This window comes from Leptothrix mechoopdaensis (SeqCode) (assembly GCF_053893855.1).
This window is the reverse complement of record NZ_CM132699.1, coordinates 2,644,696-2,669,618: the sequence shown is the minus strand read 5'-3', so window position 1 is coordinate 2,669,618 and position 24,923 is coordinate 2,644,696. Positions and strand designations below refer to the sequence as shown.

Genomic DNA, 24,923 nt, shown 5'->3' with positions numbered 1-24,923 from the left:
CATCACGGATCAACGGATTCCACCATGGCAGAAATGACCAGCGAGGGCGGCGTCGGCGGCGGCGCCGGCATCGATCTCAGCCAGTTCTTCCAGGTCTTCTTCGAGGAGGCCGGCGAGAACCTGCAGCGCATGGAGCAGCTGCTGCTGGAGCTCGATGTCGAGGCGGCGGACGACGAGGCGATGAACGCTATCTTCCGGTGTGCCCACTCGATCAAGGGCGGCGCGGCGACCTTCGGCTTCAGCGACGTCGCGGCGCTGACGCACGAGATGGAGACGCTGCTCGACAAGCTGCGCCGCCATGAGCTGGCGCTGCACGCCCGGATGATCGACGTGCTGCTGGAAGCCGGTGACGCGCTGGCCCACCAGCTCGGCCGCCATCAGGGTTCGGGTGCCGATCCGCTCGACACCACCGAGCTGCTGTTCCACATCAAGTCGCTGGCCTCCGGCGAGGTGCCGCCTCCGGCTGCTGCCCCAGTCGCGGCAGCGCCCGTTGCGGCCCCGGCGGCCGAGACCCGCCCGACCATCCAGGCCCCGGTCGTCGCCGCGCTGCGCGAGCTGGACCTGCGCGTCGGCCCGCTGGCCGACCCGAAGCAGGCCGACAGCCTGATCGAGCTGTTCGCCGAGATCACCGACTTGGGCACGATCGAGCCGCTCGACATGGGCCAGGCCAGCGACGGCATGCGCCGCTACAAGGTCGTGACCCGCAGCAGCGATGCCGAGCTGCTGGACCTGTTCACCTTCCACGTCGCCCGTGAAGCCGTGCAGCTGAGCCCCTTCGGCGCCGGCTACGGCTTCCACGCCGGCAACCCGGGCGTGCCGATGGGCGCCGCGCCGCTGGACACCGATCCGGCACCGAGCGCCGAGGCGCCCGCGCCTGCGCCGGCCGTCGACCCGGGCTACGGCTTCTTTGATGACGCCCCCGGCGCACCCGGCGCCCAGGCCAGCGCCCCGGCCCCCAAGCCCGCCGCCGCCCCCGTGGCCGCCGCGCACGAGGGCGATGCCAAGGCCGCCGCCAAGCCGTCCGCGACCGTGCGCCACGAGAAACCCGCCAGCGGCGGCCTCGACTCCAGCACGCTGCGCGTGTCGGTCGAGAAGGTCGACCAGCTCATCAACCTGGTCGGTGAACTCGTCATCACCCAGGCCATGCTGGCGCAGAACAGCCGTGACCTGGACCCCGTCGTCTACCAGACCCTGATCGCCGGCCTGAACGACCTGGACCGCAACACCCGCGACCTGCAGGAAGCCGTGATGTCGATCCGGATGATTCCGATGTCGACGGTCTTCAACCGCTTCCCGCGCATGCTGCGCGACCTCGCCGCCAAGCTCGGCAAGAAGGTCGAGCTGATCACGCAGGGCGAGGCGACCGAACTGGACAAGGGCCTGATCGAGAAGATCACCGACCCGCTGACCCACCTGGTGCGCAACTCGTGCGACCACGGCTGCGAGATGCCGGCCGACCGGCTGGCCTGCGGCAAGCCCGAGACCGGCACGATCACGCTGTCGGCGTCGCACCAGGGCGGCTCGGTCGTCATCGAGGTGCGCGACGACGGCCGCGGCCTGTCGCGCGACAAGCTGATCCGCAAGGCCCGCGAACGTGGCATCGACGCACCCGACTCGATGACCGACGCCGAGGTCTGGGGCCTGATCTTCGCGCCCGGCTTCTCGACCGCCGAACAGGTCACCGACGTGTCCGGCCGAGGCGTGGGCATGGACGTGGTCAAGAAGAACATCACCAGCCTGGGCGGCACCGTCGAGATCGACTCGGCCGAGGGCTACGGCATGAGCGTCAAGGTGCGCCTGCCGCTGACGCTGGCCATCATGGACGGCATGAGCGTGGGCGTGGCCGACGAGGTCTACATCCTGCCGCTGGCCTCGGTGGTCGAGAGCTTCCAGGTCACCGACAAGACCATCAAGACGATCGGCGGCAACGGCCGCGTCGTGCAGGTGCGCGACGAGTACATGCCCGTGATCGAGCTGGAGAAGGTCTTCGAGGTGCCGCGGTTCGACTTCGAACGGGTCGCCGCCATCATGGTCGTCGTCGAGGCCGAAGGCGGCCGCGTGGCCCTGCTGGTCGACGAACTGCTCGGCCAGCAGCAGGTGGTCGTCAAGAACCTCGAAGCCAACTACCGCCGCGTCCCGGATGTCTCGGGCGCCACCATCATGGGCGACGGTCGCGTCGCGCTGATCCTCGACACCGGTTCGCTGGTCCGTCGCACCCGCCACTGAACGATCCCCAAGGTCGTCGGCACCTGTCCTTCCGGAGTCTCGATGGACGCTCTCAAGTCAATGCTGCGGCAGTTCACCATCCGCACCCGCATGAACGGCGCGATCGCGATGGTGCTGGCGCTGTTCATCGCCTTCGCCGGTGTCGGCGTCGCGATCGGCCACCACCTGCAGCAGCTCAACCATCACTTCATGACCCACTCGGTCGCCGAGTCCGGCCATGTGGCCGACCTGCGCGCGACCCTCGGCGAGATCCGCATCGCCGAGAAGAACATGGTCATCGACTACGACCTGCCCGATCAGCTCAAGGTCCACAAGGCCGCCTGGGACGCCGCCCACGCCCGACTCGGCAAGGGCCTGGAGGAGATGCTGGTCGGCGAGGAGGACGAGGACAACCCGATCGCCCGCGACACGCTCAAGCGGCTGCAGGAATACGTCGCCACGACCACGCGCGCGGTCGACAACACGATGGCCGGTGCCTATGACGGCCACCGCACGGTCGACCGGGTGCTGGAGCGCTCGAAGATCCTGATGGCCGGCATCGTCAAGAACATCGAGGCGATCGACCAGATTGTCCAGAACGAGGCCGTGCAGACGCAGGCCGAGCTGACCGATGCGACGCAGCAGGCGCTGGCCGTCTTCGGCCTGGCGCTGGCGCTGGTGATCGTGGTCGTTGCGCCGCTGACGCTGCTGAACTCGCACAGCATCGTCGGCCCGATCGACGAGGCGCGCCGCTTCGCCGATGCCATCGCCGCAGGCGACCTGAGCGTGCAGCTCAAGGTCGTCGGCCGCGACGAGCCGGCCGACCTGATGCGCGCGCTGGGTTCGATGCAGCAGTCGCTGCAGGGCATCGTCGGCAACATCCGCCACACGGCCGAGTCGATCTCGGTGGCCAGCGCGCAGATCGCGACCGGCAACCAGGACCTGTCGGGCCGCACCGAACAGACCGCCAGCAACCTGCAGCACGCCGCCAGCTCGATGGAGCAGGTCAGCGGCACGGTGCGCCAGACGGCCGAATCGGCCCGCACCGCCAACCAGCTCGCCAGCTCGGCCGCCGATGCGGCGCATCGTGGTGGCGACGTGGTCTCGCAGGTCATCACGAACATGGAGGAGATCAACACCTCCAGCCGCCGCATCGCCGAGATCATCGGCGTGATCGACGGCATCGCCTTCCAGACCAACATCCTGGCGCTGAACGCCGCCGTCGAGGCCGCCCGTGCCGGCGAACAGGGCCGCGGCTTCGCGGTCGTGGCCGGCGAGGTCCGCAACCTGGCCCAGCGCAGCGCCAACGCCGCCCGCGAGATCAAGGGCCTGATCGGCGCGAGCGTCGAGAAGGTCGACAGCGGCGCGCGCCTGGTGCATGACGCCGGCAGCACGATGACCGAGATCGTGTCGAGCGTGCAGCGCGTCACCGACATCATTGGCGAGATCACCGCCGCGACGACCGAACAGAGCGGCGAACTCGGCCAGGTCAGCAGCGCCGTCAACCAGCTCGACCAGATGACGCAGCAGAACGCCGCGCTGGTCGAGGAAAGCGCCGCCGCCGCCGAGAGCCTGCGCGAACAGGCGCAGCGCCTGAGCAGCGTCGTCAGCCAGTTCCGCATCGATGGCTCGAGCGCATCGACGGCGGTCCCGGCGCCCGCGAAGACCTGGACGTCATCGACGCCGCCGACCCAGCCCCGTCAGGTCGCCCAGGCACCGGCCGCGCCGGTGAAGGCCAAGGTCGTGGCCAAGGCCGCAAACCAGCCCGTGACCAAGCCCGTGACCAAGGCCGCGCCGATCGCCCCGATGACGCCGGCCGCCCCGTTGGCCCCGGCGGTCACCGCCCCGGACGACGACTGGACCAGCTTCTGACCCGCTTCTGAACAGGGCACTCCCCCTGAAGTCCCCCGGAGACCCGGACATGAACCTCAACCTCCGCCGCCTGCTGTGGCTGCCGCCGATCGTGATCGGCCTGGTGCTGGCGATCGCCGCCAGCGTCGCCTGGGTCCTGACCAGCCGCGACGTGTCGCGCTCGACCGAACGCATCATGGAACGCGAGGCCATGCTGGAGGCCAGCCTGCGCTGGGCCGGCCTGACGCAGGTGAACGCGGCCCGCACGATGGCCGCGCTGGTCAGCCGCGATCCAGAGCTGAACGCCGCGCTGAAGGCCGAGATGGCCGCCACCAGCGCCGAGATCTCGACGCTGCAGAAGCAGCTGGAAGCCAGCATCGACGACCCCGAACTGCAGACCGCGCTGGCCGAGGTCGCCACGCGTCGCAAGGCCTACATCGCCGCCCGCGAGGCCGCCCAGGCCCGCAAGGCCGCCGAGGCCGATGTGCCGGCGCAGGCGCTGCGCGACATGGTCACCCCGGCGCTGCAGGCCTACGCCGCCGCGCAGCAGGCGATCGTCAAGCTGGAGTCCGATTCGACCGCCGCGCTGATGCGGTCGTCCGGCGAACGCCGCATGCTGACGCTGGCGCTGGTGACCGGCCTGATGGCGCTGGTCGCGATCGGCCAGGGCATCGCCAGCGCCATGCTGGTGCGCAAGATCTGCGGCCCGATCGAGTCGGTCTGCCGCCAGGCCGAACGCATGGGTGCCGGTGACCTGACGCAGCCCTTCGACACCTCGCGCCCGGACGAGATCGGCGACCTGCAGCGTGCGCTGGCCGCGACCCAGTCGGCGCTCGGCCGCACGGTCTCGGAGGTGCGCGTCTCGGTCGACTCGATCCACACCGCCTCGCGTGAAGTCGCGGTCGGCAACCAGGACCTGTCGGGCCGCACCGAACAGACCGCCGGCAGCCTGCAGCAGACCGCCAGCTCGATGGAGCAGCTCAACGGTTCCGTGCGCCAGACGGCCGATGCCGCGCGCACCGCCAACCAGCTCGCCAACTCCGCCGCCGAGGCCGCCCAGCGCGGCGGCGAGGTGGTCTCGCAGGTGGTGGCCAACATGGACGAGATCAACGCCTCCAGCCGCAAGATCGCCGAGATCATCGGCGTCATCGACGGCATCGCCTTCCAGACCAACATCCTCGCCCTGAACGCGGCGGTGGAAGCCGCCCGTGCCGGCGAACAGGGCCGCGGCTTCGCGGTCGTCGCCAGCGAGGTCCGCAACCTGGCCGGCCGTTCCGCCGAAGCCGCCCGCGAGATCAAGAGCCTCATCGGCGCCAGCGTCGAGAAGGTCGACAGCGGCGCCCGCCTGGTCGGCGACGCCGGCTCGACGATGCAGGAAATCGTCGCCAGCGTGGCCCGCGTCAACGACATCATTGCCGAGATCACGGCGGCCACCAGCGAACAGAGCAGCGAACTCGGCCAGATCAACGGCGCGGTCCTGCAACTCGACCAGATGACCCAGCAGAACGCCGCCCTGGTCGAACAGAGCAGCGCGGCGGCCGAGAGCCTCAACGAGCAGGCTCAGCGGCTGAACCAGGTGGTGCAGGTGTTCCGCACGCGAGAGGGCGCGCACGCCTGAGCGTCACGATCCGTCGCTGTCAACACAGGCCGCGTCCCGGGAGGGGCGCGGCTTTTGTCATTTGGGGCGAGGTTCCGCGCGCGAATGCGCCGGCCCAGCCGGCCGGGTGCGGCGTTCAAGGGCCGTGGGCGCAGGTGACGGGTTGGTGCTCAGTTTCCGAGATTGCATCTGGGGCTACTGAGTTCCTGAAAATAGAAACTACTCAACTTGATGGTTTTGGACAAGTCGAGTCGACGGGTTTGTCTGAACTGGACGCGGTTGTCGGTTCGATAAATAGTTGGCGCGGTGCCCTGTATTGAACTGGCGTCTCGTCGGCGATGCGAGTGCGATTCAGTCATTTAGACACAGGGTTGATGCGCCAATACTGGGTCGCGTGTATTGGCGTGGCCTGAAAGAAACCTTCCGAGCAAGGAATGTCTTGCCGAGCAAGAATATCTTTCATGATTGCCGAGGGCTACCAAGATGAGACTGCAAACGCATTCGACGCGCTACGAATGGTACTTCTGCCTTGGCGAAATTGAAATCCCGCCTGCAACATTGCGACAACCCCTGGATACCTCTGAAAGCCAAGAATGCGCCGGACCTCATCTACCAAGAATTTCTTGACAGCCGCATCGAGTGCCCGAGCAAGCATCCTCTTCACCGTCCTGGCCACTGCATGCTGGGGCATCGGCACGGTACTCGCAAAGTTGGCTGTTTCAACCACAACCAACGCAACCCAGCTCTTATTCCATCAACTTGTCGCCGCCATGGTGGTGTGCGGTGTTTTCGCCAGTGGACGTATCCGGTGGTCCAACAAAGAACGCCGGCTTGCTTGGCTCGGTCTCCTGGAACCGGGCTTGGCCTACGCGCTCGGGCTTTACGGACTCACCTCAGCGACTGCCTTGCAGGCCGTCATGGTGCAGGCGACTGAAGGATTCATGATTGTCGGCGTCGCGTTTGTGCTATTTCGAAAAGCGACGCCCTTGCGCGTCCTGGTCTACGGTTGTGTTGCAGTCGTCGGCGTGGTGTTGGCCTGCGAGCCAGTGAGCATGCTGGCCGATGTTGATGCCGAAACAAATGGATGGGGCGTCGTCTGGATTGCGCTCGGCACGCTCGCAGCGGCGTTTTATGTGTCGTTCACCGCGTCGCTCGTGGGCGACGAATGCGATCCGGTCCTGCTGATCTTCTGGCAACTCGTCGCCGCGACGCTGGCCACAGCGGTGGTTGCCGTGTTCCAAGGACAAGGCGCAGAGCTGGTGATGGCACCCGCACCGGTCGCGCTGTGCTCTGGCGTCATCACGTATTTTCTGTCGTTCGTGCTCTATATCCACGGGATGCGGACCGTGCCCGTTCACATCTCGGCGTTCCTGCTCAATCTCACGCCCGTCTTCGGTATCACGTTTTCCATGATCATCCTTGGCGAGCGGCTCACTTACCTCGGCGGCGTCGGCTTCATGATGATCCTCGGAGCCACCATCTTGCTCTCCCGATCGACAACACATGGTTGATTCGTCGCGAGTTTTCAAGCAGTGGCGTATTCCAGTGGCGAGAGTTTCAGGAAATCCCCCCTGCCGATTCACTCCTGCGCCCGCCTCAACGTCTCCGTCACCGGCCGGCGCAGCACCTCGCGCAGGCTGTACCAGCCCGCCGCACCGGCCAACAGGGCGCCGGACAGGCCGCCGGCCGGGATGGTCCACCAGGGGGCTTGCCAGCTGAAGTTGAAGGCGTACTTCGCCAGCGCCCAGCCGACCGCCAGCGCGGCGATGCTGGCCAGCGTGCCGGCGAGCGCGCCGGTGCCCAGCAGTTCGGCGCGTTGCACTGTGGCGAGCAGGGCCTGACGGGCGCCCATGGCGCGCATCAGCGCGTATTCGCGCTCGCGGGCTTCGCGGGTGGCGCTGACGGCGGCGAACAGGACCAGCAGGCCGGCCGCGAGGGTGAAGAGGAACAGGAACTCGACGGCCGCGATGACCTGGTCCAGCACGCCCTGGACCTGGGCGATCTGCGCCGACACGTCGATCACCGTGAGGTTCGGAAACTGCTTGAGCAGCGTGCTGTCGAAGCTGCGGCCGTCGGGTGCGCGGAACGCGGCGATCGTGGTGGCGGGCAGGTCGGGCAGGGCGGCGACCGGGGCCATGACGAAGAAGTTGACGCGCATGGAGGTCCAGTCGACCTTGCGCAGGCTGGTGATGCGGCCGGTCATCGGCAGGCCGGCGACGTCGAAGCGCAGCCGGTCACCGAGCTTCAGGCCGAGCGTCTCGGCCAGGCCCTGTTCGACGCTGACGGCATCGGCCTCGTCGTCGCGCCAGCGGCCGGCGCTGACCTGGTTGTGGGACGGCAGCGCGGCGGCGTGGCTGAGGTTGAACTCGCGGTCGACCAGACGGCGGGCGCGGTCGTCGGGGTAGTCGTCGACCTTGACCTCGCGGTCGTTCACCGCGACCAGCCGGCCGCGGATCATCGGGTACCAGTCGTAGCGGGCGACGCCGGCCTGGCGCAGCGCGGCCTGGAAGTCGTCGCCCTGTTCGGGCTGGATGTTGATGACGAAGCGGTTCGGCGCATCGGCCGGCGTGGCGGCGCGCCAGCTGGCGATCAGGTCGGTGCGCAGCAGCACCAGCAGCACCAGCGCCATCAGGCCCAGTGCCAGCGAGCTGACCTGCAGGACGACGAGGGCCGGGCGGGCGCCCAGCTGGCGCGTGGCCAGCGTCAGCCAGCGCGGCGCGGTGGCCTCGGGCACCAGCCGGCGCAAGGCCCAGACCGCCAGCCATGACAGGCCGGCGAACAGCGCCCAGGCCGCCGCGAAGCCGCCGATCGCGATGCCGCCGAGCTTCCAGTCGGCCGCCACGGCCAGCAGCAGCGCGGCATAACCGGCCACGCCCGCGACCAGCACGGCGGCGCTGGCGGCCTGGGTCTGGCCCAGCTCGCGTCGGATCACCCGCAGCGGTGGCACGCGGGCCAGCTGCAGCACCGGCGGCAGGCCGAAGGCGGCCAGCAGCACCAGCCCGACCAGCATGCCGAAGCCGGCCGGCCAGGCGCTGGGCGTCGGCAGGGAGGTGTTGACCAGCCCGCCCAGCAGCCAGACGAAGACCTGGTGCACGAGCAGGCCCAGCGCGACACCGATCAGGCTGGCAGCCAGCCCGACCGCGCCGATCTCGAGCGCGTAGATCGCCGCGATGCGGCGCTGCGGCTGGCCCAGCACGCGCAGCATCGCGCAGCCGTCCAGGTGCCGGGCCGCGAAGCCGCGCGCCGCGATGCCGACCGCGACGGCCGCCAGCAGCGCCGACAGCACGGCGACCAGGCGCAGGAACTGGCCGGCGCGGTCGAGCGTCTGGCGCATCTCGGGCCGGGCGCTGTCGAGCGACTCGACCCGCGCGCCGCGCACCTTGTCGCGCTCGATGCGGTCCTGGGCCCATTGCACATAGCCGCCGACGGCGCTGTCGCGGCCACGGCCGTCGCGCGCGGCCACGGCCAGCCGCCAGGTGATGCGGCTGGCCGGCTGGACCAGCCCGGTGGCGGCCAGATCGGCCTCGGTCATCAGCACGCGCGGGGCGAAGTTGACGAAGCCGGCGCCCCGGTCGGGCTCCTGCACGATGACCTGGGCGATGCGCAGCCGGGCGTCGCCCAGCAGCAGTTCGTCGCCGACCTTCAGCGCCAGCGCGTCCAGCACCGCCGCGTCGACCCAGACCGTGCCGGCGGCCGGACCGTCCGCCACGGTGCGCACCGGGCCATCGACCGCGTCGGCCACCTGCAGCGCGCCGCGCAGCGGGTAGCCCCGTGCAACGGCCTTCAGCGACACCAGCCGGGCGGCGCCGCCCTGCGCCTCGTCGGCCCGCGCCATGCTCGGGAAGGCGGCGGTGCGGGCGGTCAGCAGGCCCATCTCGGCGGCGCTGCGGGCGAAGGACTCGGGCAGCGGCTGGTCGCTGGCGACGACGGCGTCGCCGCCCAGCAGCGCCAGCGCGTCACGTGCCATGCCCTGCTGCAGCCGGTCGGCGAAGAAGGCGACCGCGCACATCGAGGCGACCGCCAGCGCGACCGCCACAGCCATCAGCCGCAGCTCGCCGGCGCGCAGGTCGCGCATCAGCTGACGCCACGCCAGCAGCCACACGGAGGCGGGGCGGGCCGGGCGGCGTCCGGGCGCCTGGGACAAGGGAAGGTGCGGGAGGGGCGTCAAGGGCGAGGGCGTCGAGCTCATGGGCCGCACGCTACACCAAGGCCGTTTCGGGCCGAACGCAGCGTGCAAATGACCCGAACGACACGCCCGGCGTCACGTGCTGCAATCACGGCACCATGAAGCACAGCCTCCCCCCGCTCTACGTCTCGCACGGCTCGCCGATGATCGCGCTCGAGCAGTCGCCCGCCGCCCTGTTCCTCGACCGGCTCGGCCCGGCCGTGGAAGCCGCCTTCGGCCGGCCCAAGGCCGTGCTGGTGGTGTCGCCGCACTCGTCGACCCGCGAGACGATGCTGCTGGGCGGCCTGCGCCACGAGGCCATCCACGACTTCGGCGGCTTCCCGCAGGCGCTCTACGAACAGCGCTACGACGCGCCCGGCGCCCCGGCGCTGGCCGCCGAGATCGCGCAGTCGCTGGCCGGCTCCGGCGTGGCCGCGCAGTCGGTCGCCGCGAGCGGGCTGGACCACGGCATCTGGACGCTGATGAAGCGCGCCTGGCCCGGCGCCGACCTGCCGGTGCTGCCGCTGACGCTGGTGCCCAACGCCTCCCCGGCGCGCCAGTTCGCGCTCGGCGAGGCGCTGTCGCGCTGGGCCGACGCGGGGGTGCTGATCATCGGCAGCGGCTCGCTGACCCACAACCTGCGGCGCTTCTTCAGCAGCCCGAATGCACACGAGGGCAACCGCGAACTGCCGGTCTCGCCCGACGTGGCCGAGTTCCAGGAATGGGTCCGCAGCAAGGGCGCCGCGCGCGACTGGGATGCCCTGATCGACTACCGCCAGCAGGCCCCCCACGCGGCCCTGCAGCACCCGACCGACGAGCACTGGCTGCCGTATTACATCGCCGCCGGTGCCGGTGGCCGCGAGTCGCCGGCCGTGCGCATCCACGCCAGCGTCGACGCCGGCATGCTGGCGATGGACGCCTATGCCTTCGGCCCCCAGGCCGGACGGCTGGCGGAGGCGCTGGGCGAGGCCCAGCCGGCATGACCGATGATGCCGGCCATGCTGACCGTCCATCACCTTGAAAACTCGCGCTCGCAGCGCGTCCTCTGGCTGCTTGAGGAACTGGGCCTCCCCTACGAGGTCCGGCGCCACGAGCGTGATCGCGAGACCTTGCTGGCGCCGCCCGAGCTGCTGGCGGTGCACCCGCTGGGCAAGTCACCGGTCATCGTCGACACCGCCGCCGACGGCTCGACCGTCACGGTGGCCGAGACCGGCGCGATCGTCGAGTACCTGATCGAGCGCCACGGCGACGGTCGCCTGAAGCCGGCGACCGGCACGCCCGAGCTGCTGGCCTGGCGCTACTGGCTGCACTTCGCCGAGGGTTCGGCGATGACGCCGCTGCTGATGAAGCTGGTGTTCGACCGCATCGCGACCGCGCCGATGCCGTTCTTCGCCAAGCCCATTGCCAAGGCTATCGCGGCCCGAACCGAGCAGGGCTTCTTCGGCCCGAACCTGCGTCGCCAGGCCGATTTCATCGAGGCCGAACTGGCCCGCCAGCCCTGGTTCGCGGGTGCCGAGTTCAGCGCCGCCGACATCATGATGAGCTTCCCGCTCGAAGCCGCCGCACACCGCGCCGGGCTGGGCGCGAACGGCCGTCATCCGCATGCGAAGGCGTGGCTGGCGCGCATCCACGCCCGGCCGGCCTACCAGCGCGCACTGCAGCGCGGCGGGCCCTACGCCTACGCCTGAGCGAGGTCGGCCCGTCTCAGGCCGGGTTGTCGATGTCGACGTGGGTGTGGCGCAGGCCGTGCTGGCCGGCCACGTGCGCGGCCAGCGCCTGCACGCCGTAGCGTTCGGTGGCGTGGTGACCGCAGGCGACGAAGGCCACGCCGGTCTCGCGCGCCAGATGGGCTTGCGGCTCGGAGATCTCGCCGGTCAGGTAGAGGTCGGCACCGGCCGCGATGGCCGGCTCGAACCAGCCCTGGGCACCGCCGGTGCACCAGGCCACGCGCCGGATCACCCGGCCGTCACCCGGGATGCAGGTCGGCGCCCGCTGCAGCCGTGCGCCGATGTGGGCGGCCATCGACTGCGCGTCGGTCGGCGAGCCGTCGGCTGGCGTGCCGATCCAGCCGAGGTCCTTGTCACCGAAACGGCCATCGGCCTGCCAGCCCAGCATGCGGCCGAGCTGCGCGTTGTTGCCCAGCTCGGGGTGGGCGTCCAGCGGCAGGTGATAGGCGTAGAGGCTGATGTCGCGGGCCAGCAGCGCCGCCAGCCTGCGCTTCATCCAGCCGGTCACGCGGCCGTCCTGGCCACGCCAGAAAAGACCGTGGTGGACGACGATCGCGTCGGCCCCCGCATCGGCTGCAGCCTCGATCAATGCGAGGCTCGCGGTCACGCCGCTGACCAGGTGCCGGACCTCGGCGCGGCCCTCGACCTGCAGACCGTTCGGCCCATAATCGTTGAAACGGTCCGCCTCCAGCAGTTTGCCGAACACGCCGGCCAATTCCTCGCGACCGATCACCACACTCGTTCTCCATGTTGATGCGCAGGCTCTGGCTGACATTCTCCCAGGCGGTCACGGTGGCCGTGGCAGTCGTCTTCGTGCTGGCCACGTTCAAGCCCGACTGGCTGCCGGCCGGCGCGGCGCCGGGGTTGCCCGCCGGTGAGGCCAGCCGCCCGGTGCCGGCTCCGACCGTCGCGGCGGCGGCCACGTCCGCCGCCAGCGGATCGGCTGATGCGACGGCACCGGGCGCCGCGCCGAACAGCCTGGCCCATGCGGCGCGACGGGCCTCCCCGTCGGTCGTCAGCGTGGTCACCACCGGTGGCGTCCAGACCACCGAGGACGCGACCGGCCCGCAGGGTTCGGAGCCCTGGTTCCGCCGCTTCTTCGGCGACAAGGGCAACGCGCCGACGCCGTCCACCGGCATGGGCTCGGCGGTGATCGTGTCGGCCGACGGCTACCTGCTGACCAACAACCACGTCATCGAGGGCGCCGAACGCATCGAGGTGGTGCTCAATGACGGTCGCCGCCTGCAGGCGCGCACCATCGGTGCCGATCCGGAGAGCGACCTCGCGGTCCTGAAGGTCGAGGCCCAGGGCCTGCCGGTGGTCGCCTTCGGCCAGTCGGAAGCCCTGCAGGTCGGCGATGCGGTGCTGGCGATCGGCAACCCGTTCAACGTCGGGCAGACCGTCACCTCCGGCATCGTCAGCGCGCTGGGCCGCACGGGGCTGGGCCTGAACACCTTCGAGAGCTTCATCCAGACCGATGCCGCCATCAACCCGGGCAACTCGGGCGGCGCGCTGGTCGATGTCGAGGGCCGTTTGCTCGGTATCAACACGGCGATCTATTCCCGCTCGGGCGGCAGCATGGGCATCGGCTTCGCGATTCCCGTCGCGACGGCCCGTCAGGTGATGGAAGGCCTGATCCGCAACGGCGTCGTCACGCGCGGCTGGATCGGCGTGCAGCCCCGCGACCTGACGCCCGAGCTGGCGCAGTCGATCCAGGTCGCGCAGGACACGCGCGGCGTGCTGATCGTCGGTGTGCTCGACGACGGTCCGGCCAGCCAGGCGGGGGTGCGACCGGGCGATGTCGTGCAGCAGGTGGCCGGGCATCCGGTGGCCAGCACCGCGCAGCTGCTCAACGAGGTGGCCGCCCTGCCGCCGCACAGCCGCGCCAACCTCCGTCTGCTGCGCGAGGGCCGGGCGATCGACGTGCAGGTGAAGGTGGCGCAGCGGCCCAAACAGAAGGCGACAGTCGAACAGCGCTGAAACCGCGCACGGCATCGCACCCGCCACCCATCGAGAAAGTCCGCCCATGGCGGACTTTTTTTATTTGTATCGGTTACGGGTTTATCCGTAAGTGGTATCCGCAGAATCTGAAGAATCAATCGATCGGGCGGTTAGAAAGGGATTGATCGTAGAAACCACATCATATCTTTGAGTCAGATTCTGACATTCACTCGTCATCCCTGCGCCTATTTTTGATAGGGGAACGTCGCTAGGATCGTCACGACGAACATGAGTTTCGCCTTGATTCGCATGGATTAAGCGGGCTGATATATCAAATGACGGAGATGAACATGACGAACCTGAGCATTGATGCGATCGCGAAGAACATCGACATCCACAACGCCAAGAGAATGGACGGCGTGCGGGTCAATGGCACGGCGCCCGCCGGGAGCGTGATTGCCGTGATCTGGGGCGCCGCCCGGAAATTCGTCACCGTCAATGCCACCGGCAGCTGGAGCGCCCTGTTTGCGGCGAATGAATGGCCGACCGACCCTGGCCTGGGCACGATCTCCGCGAACACGATTTCGGGAAACCCGGGTGCGACGACGCTGCGCACTTCCAAAGCCCTGCCGTTCGACATGACGGGTGCCATGGCCAGCCGTCTCGATACCCAAGTCGCAGACGGGAAAATCAACGCGGCCTTGAAAACCGCCGTGCCGTCGATCAAGGGTATGCCGCCATCCGATGCGGGCATGCATGGGACGTCGGAGGCGAGCAACTCGTCCGGTTCAACCGACGGTCACGGCGCCGCGCAGGTGACCACTGCCTCGGCCGACGCTCATGCAAGCGGGCCTGCGCCCATGGTCGTCGCCCGACCGGCCGATGCGGCAGGTCGTGCGGCGACACCCGCTGCCGGCGCCGTCGCCACCTACGCGGCTGTTTCAACCTCTGCAGTTCCCACGGCCGAAACCAGGGCGAGCACCTCGGATACCTTGCGTCTCTTGACGGCGAAGGATGACGTCGCGGGTCATTCATGGACCGTCAGTGCATCACAGGCCGTGCGCATCAGCAGTGCCACGCGCGGTGACGCGACCCATGCGGCCTTCATCGATACCAATCTGACCTACGAACTGACGTTGGAGGGCAGTTTCAAATGTGACCTGCCCACGGATGCGGCCACGCAGCAGTTGTTTCACGTGACCAGCATGGAACTGTTCCTGCGCGCCGGCAAGCTCATCACCTGGAGCCGCGATGGGGGTGGCGAAATCGCTGTCGCAGGCTTCACGCCGGACAAGGCGTGGCATCACTACGCCTTGGCCACGGATGGCGGGGGCAACTGGCAGGTGTACGTCGATGGTGTCTTGAAACAATCCCGCACGGGTGGAAGAACCTCCTCAAACGTTGACGAACATTGGGGGATCATGGTCGGCAACCACTACGCCGCAGCCAACAGTTTTGTCGGGCTGGTGGCGAACGTGCAGGTCTGGGACAGTCAGCGCTCGGCGGCCCAGATCACCGAGGACTTGATCGGTGTCTCGTCTGGCAACAGTGACCTGCGGGGCGCCTGGGTCGCTGGCGATTGGGGCCCCAGTGCCGGACCGGCCAAGATGACCCTTCGGTCGGGCATCCAGTATGCGGACATCGACCGCACCTACCTCAGCAACGACACCTCGCAGACGCTCACGGGCGACTTCCGCGGAACCATGAACAGCGGCGACACGCTGGGCGTCTACGACGGCAGCTATTTGCTGGGGACCGCCGCCATCTCCGGCGCGTCGTGGCAATACACCACGCCGACCCTGGCGGACGGCCTGCACACGCTCACCGCGCAGGTGCGAGATGCATCGGGCAATACAAGGTGGGTTTCCAGCAAATACTCGGTCAACATCGATTCGTACGCCTGGTCCACGATCGACACGGTTGCCGGGAACAATGTGGTCAACGCCGCTGAGAAGGCGGCGGGTGTGACGATCAGCGGCGTCACCGAGGCCAATGGCAGCGTCGAGGTGAGTTGGGGAAAAGTGACCAAGACCGCCAAGGCCAATTCGTGGGGAAACTGGAGTACCGCCTTCGCATCGACAGAGATACCCGCTGACACCGAGAAAAGCACCTTCACGGTCAAGGCCACGGATGTCGCCGGCAACGTGAGCACGGAGACGGGCACGGTGATGGTGGATACGTCCATTCCCATCATGCCCCTGATCAATGCCGTCAGCGGGGACAACACGATCAATGCGGTAGAGAAGGCCGCAGGTGTCACGGTCAGCGGCATCTCGGATCCGTACACCTCGGTTGACGTGGTGTGGGGTTCGAGCACCAAGCTGATCAACGTCAATTCGACGGGCCTGTGGACGACTGTATTTGCATCGGACAGCATTCCGTCAGATGGCAAGAAGACGCCGATCATGGCTTCTGCCAGGGACTACGCAGGAAATGTGACCGCAACCGCGGTTCGCAGCGTAACGATCGATACAGCCGCCCCGACTGCACCGAAGATCAATGCAGTCAGCTCGGACAACAGGGTCAATGCCGCAGAGAAGGCAGCCGGTGTCACGGTCAGCGGCACTGCGGATGCGAACAACCAGATCGAAGTGAAATGGGGTTCGAGCACCCGCATCGTTTCGGCCAACGAGTCCGGCATCTGGACGACCGTCTTTTCTGCGTCGGAAATTCCGGCCGACTCGGAAAGAACGGTCATGACCGCCAAGGCCACGAACCCGGTCGGCAACATCAGCGCACTCAATACATCCTCGGTGGCGGTGGATACGACGATGCCATATGACCCGGTGATTTTCCGAGTCAGCGGCGACGATCGCATCAGCCTGTCCGAGAAAAACGCGGGGGTCACCCTCAATGGCACGGCGGAGGCCAACGGCAACGTGGAAGTGAAATGGGGAACGACCACCAAGTCAAGCAAGGTCAATCCCGCCGGATTCTGGTCACTCAAGTTCGAGTCATCAGAAATTCCTGTCGATCCGGTGGCGAGCACCATCACCGTCAAATCCAGCGATGCGGCCGGCAACATCAGCGCTGCCAGCCGCAACGTGATCTACGGCACCTCTCCCATCATCAATCTGGTCAGCGGCGACGATCGAATCAACGCGGCAGAGAAGAAGTCCGGCGTCGTGGTCAACGGCGCAGCAGAATCGAACAGCAATCTTGAAGTCAGTCTGGGGCACCAGTACCAAGACCATCAAGGCAAACGCCACAGGTGAGTGGACATCCACCTTTGCGTCGGCAGATATTCCACAAGATGCCACCAGCAGCACGATCACGGTCAAGGTCCTGGGGACCACCGGAGCGGCCGCTGTGTCCTCCTCCAGAACGGTCAAGATCGATACGGCTGCCCCGGTGGAGCTTGCCGGGAAGATTGATGGTCTGATGTTCACGAATGGCACGCCGTTCGTCCGGCTCATCATGGACAAATTGAGTGCCGGCGATCGCTGGGAATATTCAACGGATTCCGGCAACACCTGGAAGAGTCCCGGCTCAGATGGCTGGACTGCCGTTTCGCTCAGCACGCTCCGCGACGAAGGCGTCTTGCAGACACGCCTGATCGACGCGGCCGGCAATTACGGAACTGGCGCCAAGGTCATCACGAACGGGCGTGTATTGCTCGGCGACTCGTTTGCAGGTGCGCTCGAGAAGAAGTCGAACATCGAGTTCGATCTGTCATCGCATTCGCAACTGGTGCCTTACGGGCAGTCATGGATCGGCGACGACGGCAAGGGTCTCGTGATGTCCCTGAAGACATTCAAGGATCTGCTGCCCTTGACCGAGCGTGAAAGTGTCTACGGTCAACTCGAAGCGCTGCTCCAGAGCAGTTCATCCGGCTTCTTGAACCTGGGAAGCAACCGAGCCGATTCCATCACGTTCCTGGGCAAGCTCAGCTCGCTCGGTCTGACGGTCTACAAGGACACCCTGATTGACAACCTGGGCGTCAGCAATGCGATGTTGTGGGAAATATATGACGCATCGCGAGCGACGATCAAGTTCTGGATGCAGGAGTTGTCGGTCGATATCAAGAACAGAAAGACCTACTTCGGCAACTTCAACAAGAACACGACCAACATCACAACCGAGAACTTCGACTCGGCGGCCTCCAATCTGGGTGGAAACTACGAACGAGACCCGGAGGGCACGACCAAGGACGGACTGAAGCCTGGGCACTTCACGATCGTCGACAACTTCACGATCGACACGGTTCAAGTCAAGCCGGTGTCGGGTGCCGGGAAATTCCTGGTTGCCAAGGGATCATCGTACGCAGGCGTTCCCATCCACGAGTTCGGGGCCACGATCTACGCCGGCAAGACCTACCTGTTGACCTTTCGCGGGTTGGGCAGTTCGGATAATCCGGCTTCGATCAAGGTTGATGTGGACGGGGCGACCGTCGCCAGTGGCCTGGTGCTGAACACGTTGGAGTGGACCACTCAATCCATTGCATGGACCGCCACCAAGACGATCACCAACGCATCGATCAAGATCATCAACACGAACCGGTCGACAACCGGAAATCTGTTTGCGATCGACGACGTTCAGCTGGGCGCGTCCGGGGTTTCGGCGACTGCAGGGACGGATCAATACCAGACGGCATCGCTGTTTCTCGGTGAAAAATTCAGTCAGGCGGTCACCGACAACAACACCAAGTCCAAGCTTGTCGCGATTCGAAAGATCTACAACGGTGTTTTCGATCTGGTGAAGGTCAATGACCTGGACTCCGCTCTGGTCCCCTTGGCCGGCTCATACTGGCAATCCGTCGACGTCATCAACTCTCTTGTGGCTTGTACGCCGGAGGGTGTGGTCAAGAAGGATTCGATCACCTGGGGCCTCGGGGTCACTCGCTATGACAGTGGTTTGTATGTGGCGACAAAAGAGACCTTGAAGTACTGGCTTGCGCAGATCGTCAATTTTCAGAATGCCTTTCTCTCCGGCCTGCAGGCAGACGGAAGGCTGCCCCAGGAACTTGATGTCGGGGCGGCGGATGTCAAGGACTTGAATGCGTATCTTCAGTTCTTGCCCAGCACGATGATCTACACGGATGCCGGCAAGCAGAAGATCAACCCGTCGGCGTTTTTCAATCCCGAATCCAACAAGCTTCTGAACGCCGGTCTTCTGTACGCCCAGTCGCCGTCGGTTGTTGGGATTGCGAACAAATCAGTCAAGTATTATCTGGACAACGCCACGATATCTGGCTCCAGAGTCGAAATCGAGTTCTATCGTGAAGGATTCAATCGGGCGGCGTCAAGTTACTCGGACGAGTATCGTGACACATTCCCTGGTTCAGGCACCTTCAAGGTGACCAATGCCTTCAACGAATGGGGATTCAATCTTTCGGGTGCGGCCGATTCGGATGGCAAGTTTCTCATGGTGGATGGCTCGATCAACTCGGAAAAGCACTTCCTCAAGATCACGACACCACGGCGACTTGCGATTGACGTCGAATACATACTGAGATTCCAGGCGGCTACTGGCAATGATGAACGCAAGGCAAGACTGCAGTTGACGGTGAATGGTGACGACGTCGGTGCGTCCATCGAGATTGTCGGTACGAGCTGGAAGGAATATGTCATCAGGTTCGCGCCAACCAAGGCGGGCGACAAGATCAGCTTCCGGGATCTCACCACCGAGGCGGGTGGAAATGACTTTGCCATTGATAACCTGAGAATATCTTACACAACGATCAATTCGGATCTGCTGAACAACATTGATCGGGTGGGCAAGCTGCCCGACAGCTTTGTGCCGGACAAGCAGAATGCTCTCGGGCAGATTGTGCTGATCCGGGAAGGATTCAGTGGTTCCACAACCAAATTTGCTGACGGCTACAGCAGTGCGTTCCCCGGGCCAGGGACCTATGCAGTCCGAGGTGAATTCAAGGAGTGGGGCTTTGATCTGGGCCGAGCATCTGATGATGATGGCAGTTTCTTGATTGCCGATGGGGCGGCCGACTCGAGCAAGAAGGTCATCCAGATCAACGCCAACGTCAATCTGGTGGAGAGTACCGAATACATCGTCAAGCTGTTTGCTGCCGGCGGCACGTCTGAGAAGTTTGCGAAGCTTCAGTTGACCTTGAATGGCAAGGATATCGGCAAGCCGGTTGAGTTGTCCGGGAAGGAGTGGCGTGAATATGCGATCGGGTTCACGGCGCCTCAATCCGGCAAAGACCAGAAGATCGGTCTGAGAGATCTCAACACGGAAAGTTCCGGTAATGATTTCGCGCTCGACGATCTCAGGTTGAACATGTCCCTGGCGTCGTTCAAGAAGGTTCAGTCCGAGAAATATTTCATCGCCAGGTTCTTTGTCGATGAAACACTTGGAACCGGCTATGCCAAGGGTGATGGATTGCGGCTGGGCGAGTATTCGGTCGTCAGTGGCTATGACGCCAACGGTCTGAAGTTGACGGTCGACGCTGATGGTGACAACCGATTCGGGCTGTACCGGGCGACGGATTCTGGCGAGGCCCTGTGGCAAGAGAAAGATGTTGTCTTTCGTCCCGGGGAAGGCTACGAGCTGTCTGTCTATTCAGCGTCCAACCTGGCCGGGGCGGCTCTGCCCAAGCTGAGTCTGGAGATTGATGGCAAGTCGGTTGGTTCCACCGTCGTCGGAACTGGGGACTGGAGCAGATACGTCATCAAGTTCAATGCACCGGAAAAAGCCGGTGTCTCCACGATCAAGCTGATTCAATCCAATGCGTCGGCAAAGGGTGGATATATTGCGCTGGACGGGATTCGGGTTGAAAAGGCCAGCTCACTGAGCGGAACATCCGAGGTCGACATCTCGGAGATGAAGAAGTTTCTGTCCAAGATGAGTGATTTTGCTGGCAGCACAAAGTCAATCGAGGACTACTTCAAGAACATCGGTGACCTGCTCACCAACACCAGTCTGCCCAGCCTCATCCTGCCGGTCCGCCCCAGTGAACTCACCGAACTGGTGATCCAGGATCGATGGGCCCTCATTGTCCGGAATTATTGGTTTGCCTACGGATTTCAGGCTGCTTCTGAAAGGCGCATCAAGGAGTGGACCTATGACGTTGAACACAACATCAAGGTGGACGGCAAGCCGCTGACGGGGCCGGAATCTGCCAAGCAGCTGCTGGCCATCGTCGGGAACTTCGTTGCCTATGATTGGTATCAGGCGACGATGTACGCCTTTGGTCAGAGGTTGAATAACTTCAAGCTCACCGGAAACACCAATGAGGACATAAAGGCCGGATTTCAGCTGGCCGTCAACTCCATCTTCGCCTTCGGTCGTCTCTTCATCTGGGGTGGCGGCATGTATGGCGCCATCTTGGCAAACGAAAACGATCAGTGGGGCCGGAGTGGCGTCAAGTCCTTCAATGGCGGACTGGGGTTCACCATCGCGGCCATCGGGCGTCTGGTCAGCATCGGTACGACGATCGTGGACATCGTCAATACGTCGAAGATGCCCGCAGGAAGTGCAAAGGACATCGCGATCGTGAAGGCGACGGCTGACTTGACGGCGGCAATTTCCGGGGTGGTCGCCAACTCCAGTCTGGCGTTGACGCAATTCGCCATCGGCGCGAAGGATCTGAGCAAGGCTACCATTCCGGGCACGTCACGGCCGGTGTTCAGCTCGGAATTCGCCGACACGATGACCCGGAACAAGTCAGCATTTCAGAAGATCGCCGCAGCGGCCGGCGGCGTGCAGGCATTGGCCAGCATCGCGTCTTCGGTCGCGGGTCTGACCTCAGGCACCGCTTCTGACGGAGAAAAGCTCGCCATCGCGAGTGAACTGGCGCTGAACATTTTCGGTGGCATCGCCACGTCCAAGGCCACCTCGGCCATTTCGAATGAGATCGCATTCCTGGGGGCCGCTTCGAAGGGGTCCATTGCGAAGCTCGCCCTGGGGAACTTGATTGGTGCCTTGAACCCGATAGGCATCTACGCCATCGTCAAGGCATACGAACAGGCCGGAAAGATGCAGGAACTGGCCAATCTGATCGGTCGTCAAGACACCTACAGCGGCGACCAGATTCTGGCGGACCTGCTTCGGTCGAGTGCCGATCTGGAGGTGACCGTCTATGCAGTTCAATTCGCCACAGGCGTCGGGGGGGTCATCGTTGAGTACAGCGCGGCAGTGGGTGGTATTTCAGGCGGCGCTGCCTTCGGCCTTCAACTCGTCCTGGGAACCATTTCAGGAATCGCCGAAGGTGTCAAGCAACCGTTGCTGGAGAGTTTTGCGGACAAGGCGAAGGAACGAATGCTCAAGGAGTCCGGTGGCGATCTCCTGAAGTACTTCACGAACGCGCATATCTCCAAGGTTGCGGACTATGTGAAGAACAAGGAAGTCGTCGATTTCTTCACGGCCACCTATTCTGATCTGAAGGTCGATCGTGTCATTGGCGTCTTGACGACCCACGATGATCCGCTGATGCGTGAATTGGCTGGCATCACGAAGACCACAGAGTTCCTGCCCCTGAGCCATACGACAGCCCTGGGCTTCACCGGCCAGAATCTGGCCGAGGACAAGTTGGTGGTGGACACGGAGAAGCGGACGATCGATATCTCCAGTTCGGCCGCGTCGCAACATCTGATGCTGTTGACGCCGCTCACGCCGGTACTCAAATACCAGAAGGAACGCATCGACGCCGGCAAGAACTCGTTCGCTTCAAAGATCAAGGTTCTCGGGGTCGAAGGGTGGAACATCACCGATGGCGCCAGCAATTCGACGGTCGATCTCTCGACACTGGTGGGCTTCCATCTGACTTCCGCCGACGATTCGATCGGCACCTTGAATCTGTCTTCCCCCGATGTGTGGAGCGTCTCGACCAGGCTCAATCTGGGTGGGGGCAATGACTATCTGAAGGTCAACATCTCGAAGGCAATTGTCGACGGTGGGGATGGCTGGGATACCGTTGACTACGGTGCGGTCAGCGACCGCTCGAAGTTGTCCAGTCTTGAGTTCCGTTTCGATGAAAGCGGTGACATCACGGTCCAGAAGGAGTTGTTGAATCAGAGAATCTATGCCAGCAACATCAGTTCGGAAAACATCCAGTACGGTAAGAGAACCGAGAAGGTCGATTATCGGGAGGTCAAGTCGATTTTTGTCGAGAGATTCTCGGAGAAGATCACCGATACATTGAAGAATGTCGAGATGGTGATCGGCAGCCTAGGCCCGGACAAGTTCTACGGCAACAGCAAGGCGAACGTCTTTGAATACGGGGTCAAGGACTTCTACGATGGCGGAGCCGGCGTTGATGTGATCGACTTTTCTGTGATTTCTCAGAGGTCGATGGTGACGTCAAAGAATGCTGCGTCCAGCAATGCTTCTGAAAAGGCAATATTGGCAAAGATAGTCACCGACTATGTTGGTTTTGACCACATCGACACGTGGTCGCAGTTGGTGTTTTATAGCCTCATGGGATATTATGATGCGGAAAGTACTCCTGATTTCATGAAGCTTCCGATCTATCGTGGCATTGTCAACGAATACCTCAAGGCTTTTGGTCGGATGTACAACTATACGGCCGATAGCGATGGTCTCATCGTCGTGCCGCCCGCATGGGAGGATGCTTATGGTGATTTGGCTCCGACTGCCGGCGCCATCGGCAGTGTTTCGGGAGTCGATTTTGGTGCAATAAAACTGTCAGATTTTCTGGCGGCGCAAGGTGCTGCGGGCAAAAAGATCTTTTATGACAGGTCGTTTAATCCATCTTCTATTTTTGATTTGGAGAACGTGCTTCCGACTTACAAGTTTGTTTTGAGTGATACGTATGTCGGCGACTTCGTTCCGGGCAAGATAGGCAAGGACGACGGATCGCTCGCGTCGATTTTCAAGTACGTCAAGTTCGATGCATTGCCTTATGCCTATATTCCAGGTGTCAACATGCTGCACCTCAAGGAGGGGGACTTCAAGAACATCGAGGCCTTCAACCTGAGCGAAAACGCGGAGTGGGTGCAGGGTGATGTTTCGGGTGCCACCTATATCCTGAACGGAGGCGATGATGTCTTCCAGTCGACTTCGGCGCTGGGCGTGACGGTCGATGGTGGTTCTGGCAGCAACAAGATCTACGGGGGTGTCGGCAAGGAGGCCATCATTTCCGTCACGGTCAAGGCCGGCAATGAGATCGAGTACGTCGACGCTGGTGGCGGGGACGATGTGTTGAAGCTTGGCAAGTCGGGCAGTTATTTCGGTGGTCTTGGCAATGATCAGTTCTACTTGGCCGACAGCCTCGATGCAGGGTCCAGCAAGCCCAATATGCTGGCCAACGTCAAGATCTCTGCAAATGGCGGCAATGGAACGGATGCATTCCTCTTGGCAGGTGACAGTTCCTACGATTCGTCAGATCAGACCTATGTCTGGACCGAGAGCGGAGCGCGGGGGAGTTGGGGCCTGAAGAATCTGGATGAGACCTTCCTCAACGTGTCGCTCGTTGGCTTCGAGGAGTTGCAGGGTCATTCTGGAAACGACTACTTCTTTGCCATGACGGCCAAGAGCGGGGTCATCGGTACGGATGTGTCGAGTGCGGTTCAGACTTATTATGGGTCGACCGGCGTCGACATCTACGGCCTGAATCCGCGGAGCATCAACTTGCTGGACTTCGGCTTGTTCAAGAATGCCGACGTCAATCTCGTGGCGGGTGCCAACGCGTTCTACGATTTCAAGCATGGCAACTATCTGGCCTCCAACAAGTCGACGTCCGTCGTTGACTTTGTTTCGCAGGTCTACCTGACACCCAACAGTGATCGTCTGGATGTGACGGGTGGTCAGTTCGATCTGCTGGCAGGTGGCGGCAACGATTCCATCTATTTCAAGGACTTTTCCGGATTTGCTGACCTCGGTGTCGGCGATGACGTCGCCCGATTTGGCCTGAACGGACTGTCCCTGGTGGGCGGCACGGGCAGCGACCTGTTCCAGGTGGATGACAAGCTGTCCAGTCCTGACTTCTCTGCCGTCTTCGGCGGCGCAACTGTCGTGATGCGTGCCGAGGATGCGGACCTCCTGAAGGTCAATGCGCCGGTCGGGAGAGGCGCCGAACTGGTGGTCTATGTCGGCTCGGATGGGGGCGTCGAGTCGATGATCGATTTCGGAGAGGCGGCTTCGAGCGACATTCGCTGGTCGCGCGATGAAGCTGATCTGCGGGGCCTGTTCAACTCTTCGAAGGACAATGCCGAACAGAACCTGCTGGAGATCGTGATCAAGGACGCCAAGTATTTCTCGGAAGGGAAGAAGGACGTCAAGGTCTCGTTTGATTCGGCTTCCGGTCCATCAGCCTCCAGCACGATCGCCAAGTTGTATTCAACGGCGCCAGAGCTGGGATCTGAAATCTTCAAGACGGTTCAGGGCGTCAACAACAGCCTGAAGTCCTACCATTCGGATGGCGTCATCTCGTTGAAGGGCCTGGGGGTCGGTGGCGATTACATCGACAGCTTGATGTACCTGGCCGCCTATTCTGGCAAGTCGGTCATTTGAGGGGATG

Annotated in this window: 11 protein-coding genes; 9 read left to right on the top strand and 2 right to left on the bottom strand. The window is 64.0% G+C overall.

Translation table 11 applies throughout. The features are described from left to right. The first annotated feature begins 24 nt into the window (after nt 1–24). From ACWA7K_RS11605 to ACWA7K_RS11590, 4 genes are all read left to right on the top strand, one after another. A complete protein-coding gene (locus ACWA7K_RS11605) occupies nt 25–2,226 on the top strand; it encodes a chemotaxis protein CheA (protein WP_456161553.1) in 2,202 nt (733 codons plus the stop codon). A gap of 42 nt (nt 2,227–2,268) precedes the next feature. Continuing rightward, entirely contained in the window at nt 2,269–4,077 is a 1,809-nt protein-coding gene (locus ACWA7K_RS11600) for a methyl-accepting chemotaxis protein (RefSeq protein WP_456161551.1), read from the top strand. Between the two features lie 49 nt (nt 4,078–4,126). Next, nucleotides 4,127–5,674 carry a methyl-accepting chemotaxis protein gene (locus tag ACWA7K_RS11595; RefSeq protein WP_456161549.1) on the top strand — a complete coding sequence of 516 codons (1,548 nt, stop codon included), beginning with the start codon at nt 4,127–4,129 and terminating at the stop codon, nt 5,672–5,674. A gap of 602 nt (nt 5,675–6,276) precedes the next feature. After that, nucleotides 6,277–7,164 (top strand): DMT family transporter, encoded by an 888-nt coding sequence (locus ACWA7K_RS11590; RefSeq protein ID WP_456161548.1) that lies wholly within the window; start codon nt 6,277–6,279, stop codon nt 7,162–7,164. 68 nt (nt 7,165–7,232) lie between these two features. Here the strand turns inward: ACWA7K_RS11590 and ACWA7K_RS11585 are convergent, their stop codons facing one another. Then, nucleotides 7,233–9,728, bottom strand: coding sequence for an ABC transporter permease (locus ACWA7K_RS11585; RefSeq protein ID WP_456168784.1), 2,496 nt, complete (start codon nt 9,726–9,728; stop codon nt 7,233–7,235). 209 nt (nt 9,729–9,937) lie between these two features. Here ACWA7K_RS11585 and ACWA7K_RS11580 point away from each other — a divergent pair, with 209 nt between their 5' ends. Next, nucleotides 9,938–10,801 carry a dioxygenase family protein gene (locus tag ACWA7K_RS11580; RefSeq protein WP_456161546.1) on the top strand — a complete coding sequence of 288 codons (864 nt, stop codon included), beginning with the start codon at nt 9,938–9,940 and terminating at the stop codon, nt 10,799–10,801. Nucleotides 10,802–10,816: 15 nt separating this feature from the next. Continuing rightward, nucleotides 10,817–11,506, top strand: a complete 690-nt coding sequence (locus ACWA7K_RS11575; RefSeq protein WP_456161544.1) for a glutathione S-transferase family protein — start codon at nt 10,817–10,819, stop codon at nt 11,504–11,506. A 16-nt stretch (nt 11,507–11,522) separates the two neighbouring features. Here the strand turns inward: ACWA7K_RS11575 and ACWA7K_RS11570 are convergent, their stop codons facing one another. After that, the gene (locus tag ACWA7K_RS11570; protein WP_456210463.1) at nt 11,523–12,278 is read right to left on the bottom strand and encodes a Nif3-like dinuclear metal center hexameric protein; all 756 of its coding nucleotides are present in this window, start codon (nt 12,276–12,278) and stop codon (nt 11,523–11,525) included. A gap of 20 nt (nt 12,279–12,298) precedes the next feature. Here ACWA7K_RS11570 and ACWA7K_RS11565 point away from each other — a divergent pair, with 20 nt between their 5' ends. The 3 genes from ACWA7K_RS11565 to ACWA7K_RS11555 all read left to right on the top strand — a co-directional run bounded on the left by ACWA7K_RS11565 (nt 12,299) and on the right by ACWA7K_RS11555 (nt 24,916). Further along, a complete protein-coding gene (locus ACWA7K_RS11565; RefSeq protein WP_456168782.1) occupies nt 12,299–13,525 on the top strand; it encodes a S1C family serine protease in 1,227 nt (408 codons plus the stop codon). A 311-nt stretch (nt 13,526–13,836) separates the two neighbouring features. Continuing rightward, the gene (locus ACWA7K_RS11560) at nt 13,837–16,701 is read left to right on the top strand and encodes an Ig-like domain-containing protein (RefSeq protein WP_456161540.1); all 2,865 of its coding nucleotides are present in this window, start codon (nt 13,837–13,839) and stop codon (nt 16,699–16,701) included. Then, nucleotides 16,646–24,916, top strand: coding sequence for a hypothetical protein (locus ACWA7K_RS11555; RefSeq protein WP_456161539.1), 8,271 nt, complete (start codon nt 16,646–16,648; stop codon nt 24,914–24,916). The genes ACWA7K_RS11560 and ACWA7K_RS11555 overlap by 56 nt, the downstream gene beginning before the upstream one ends. The last annotated feature ends 7 nt before the right edge of the window (nt 24,917–24,923 follow it).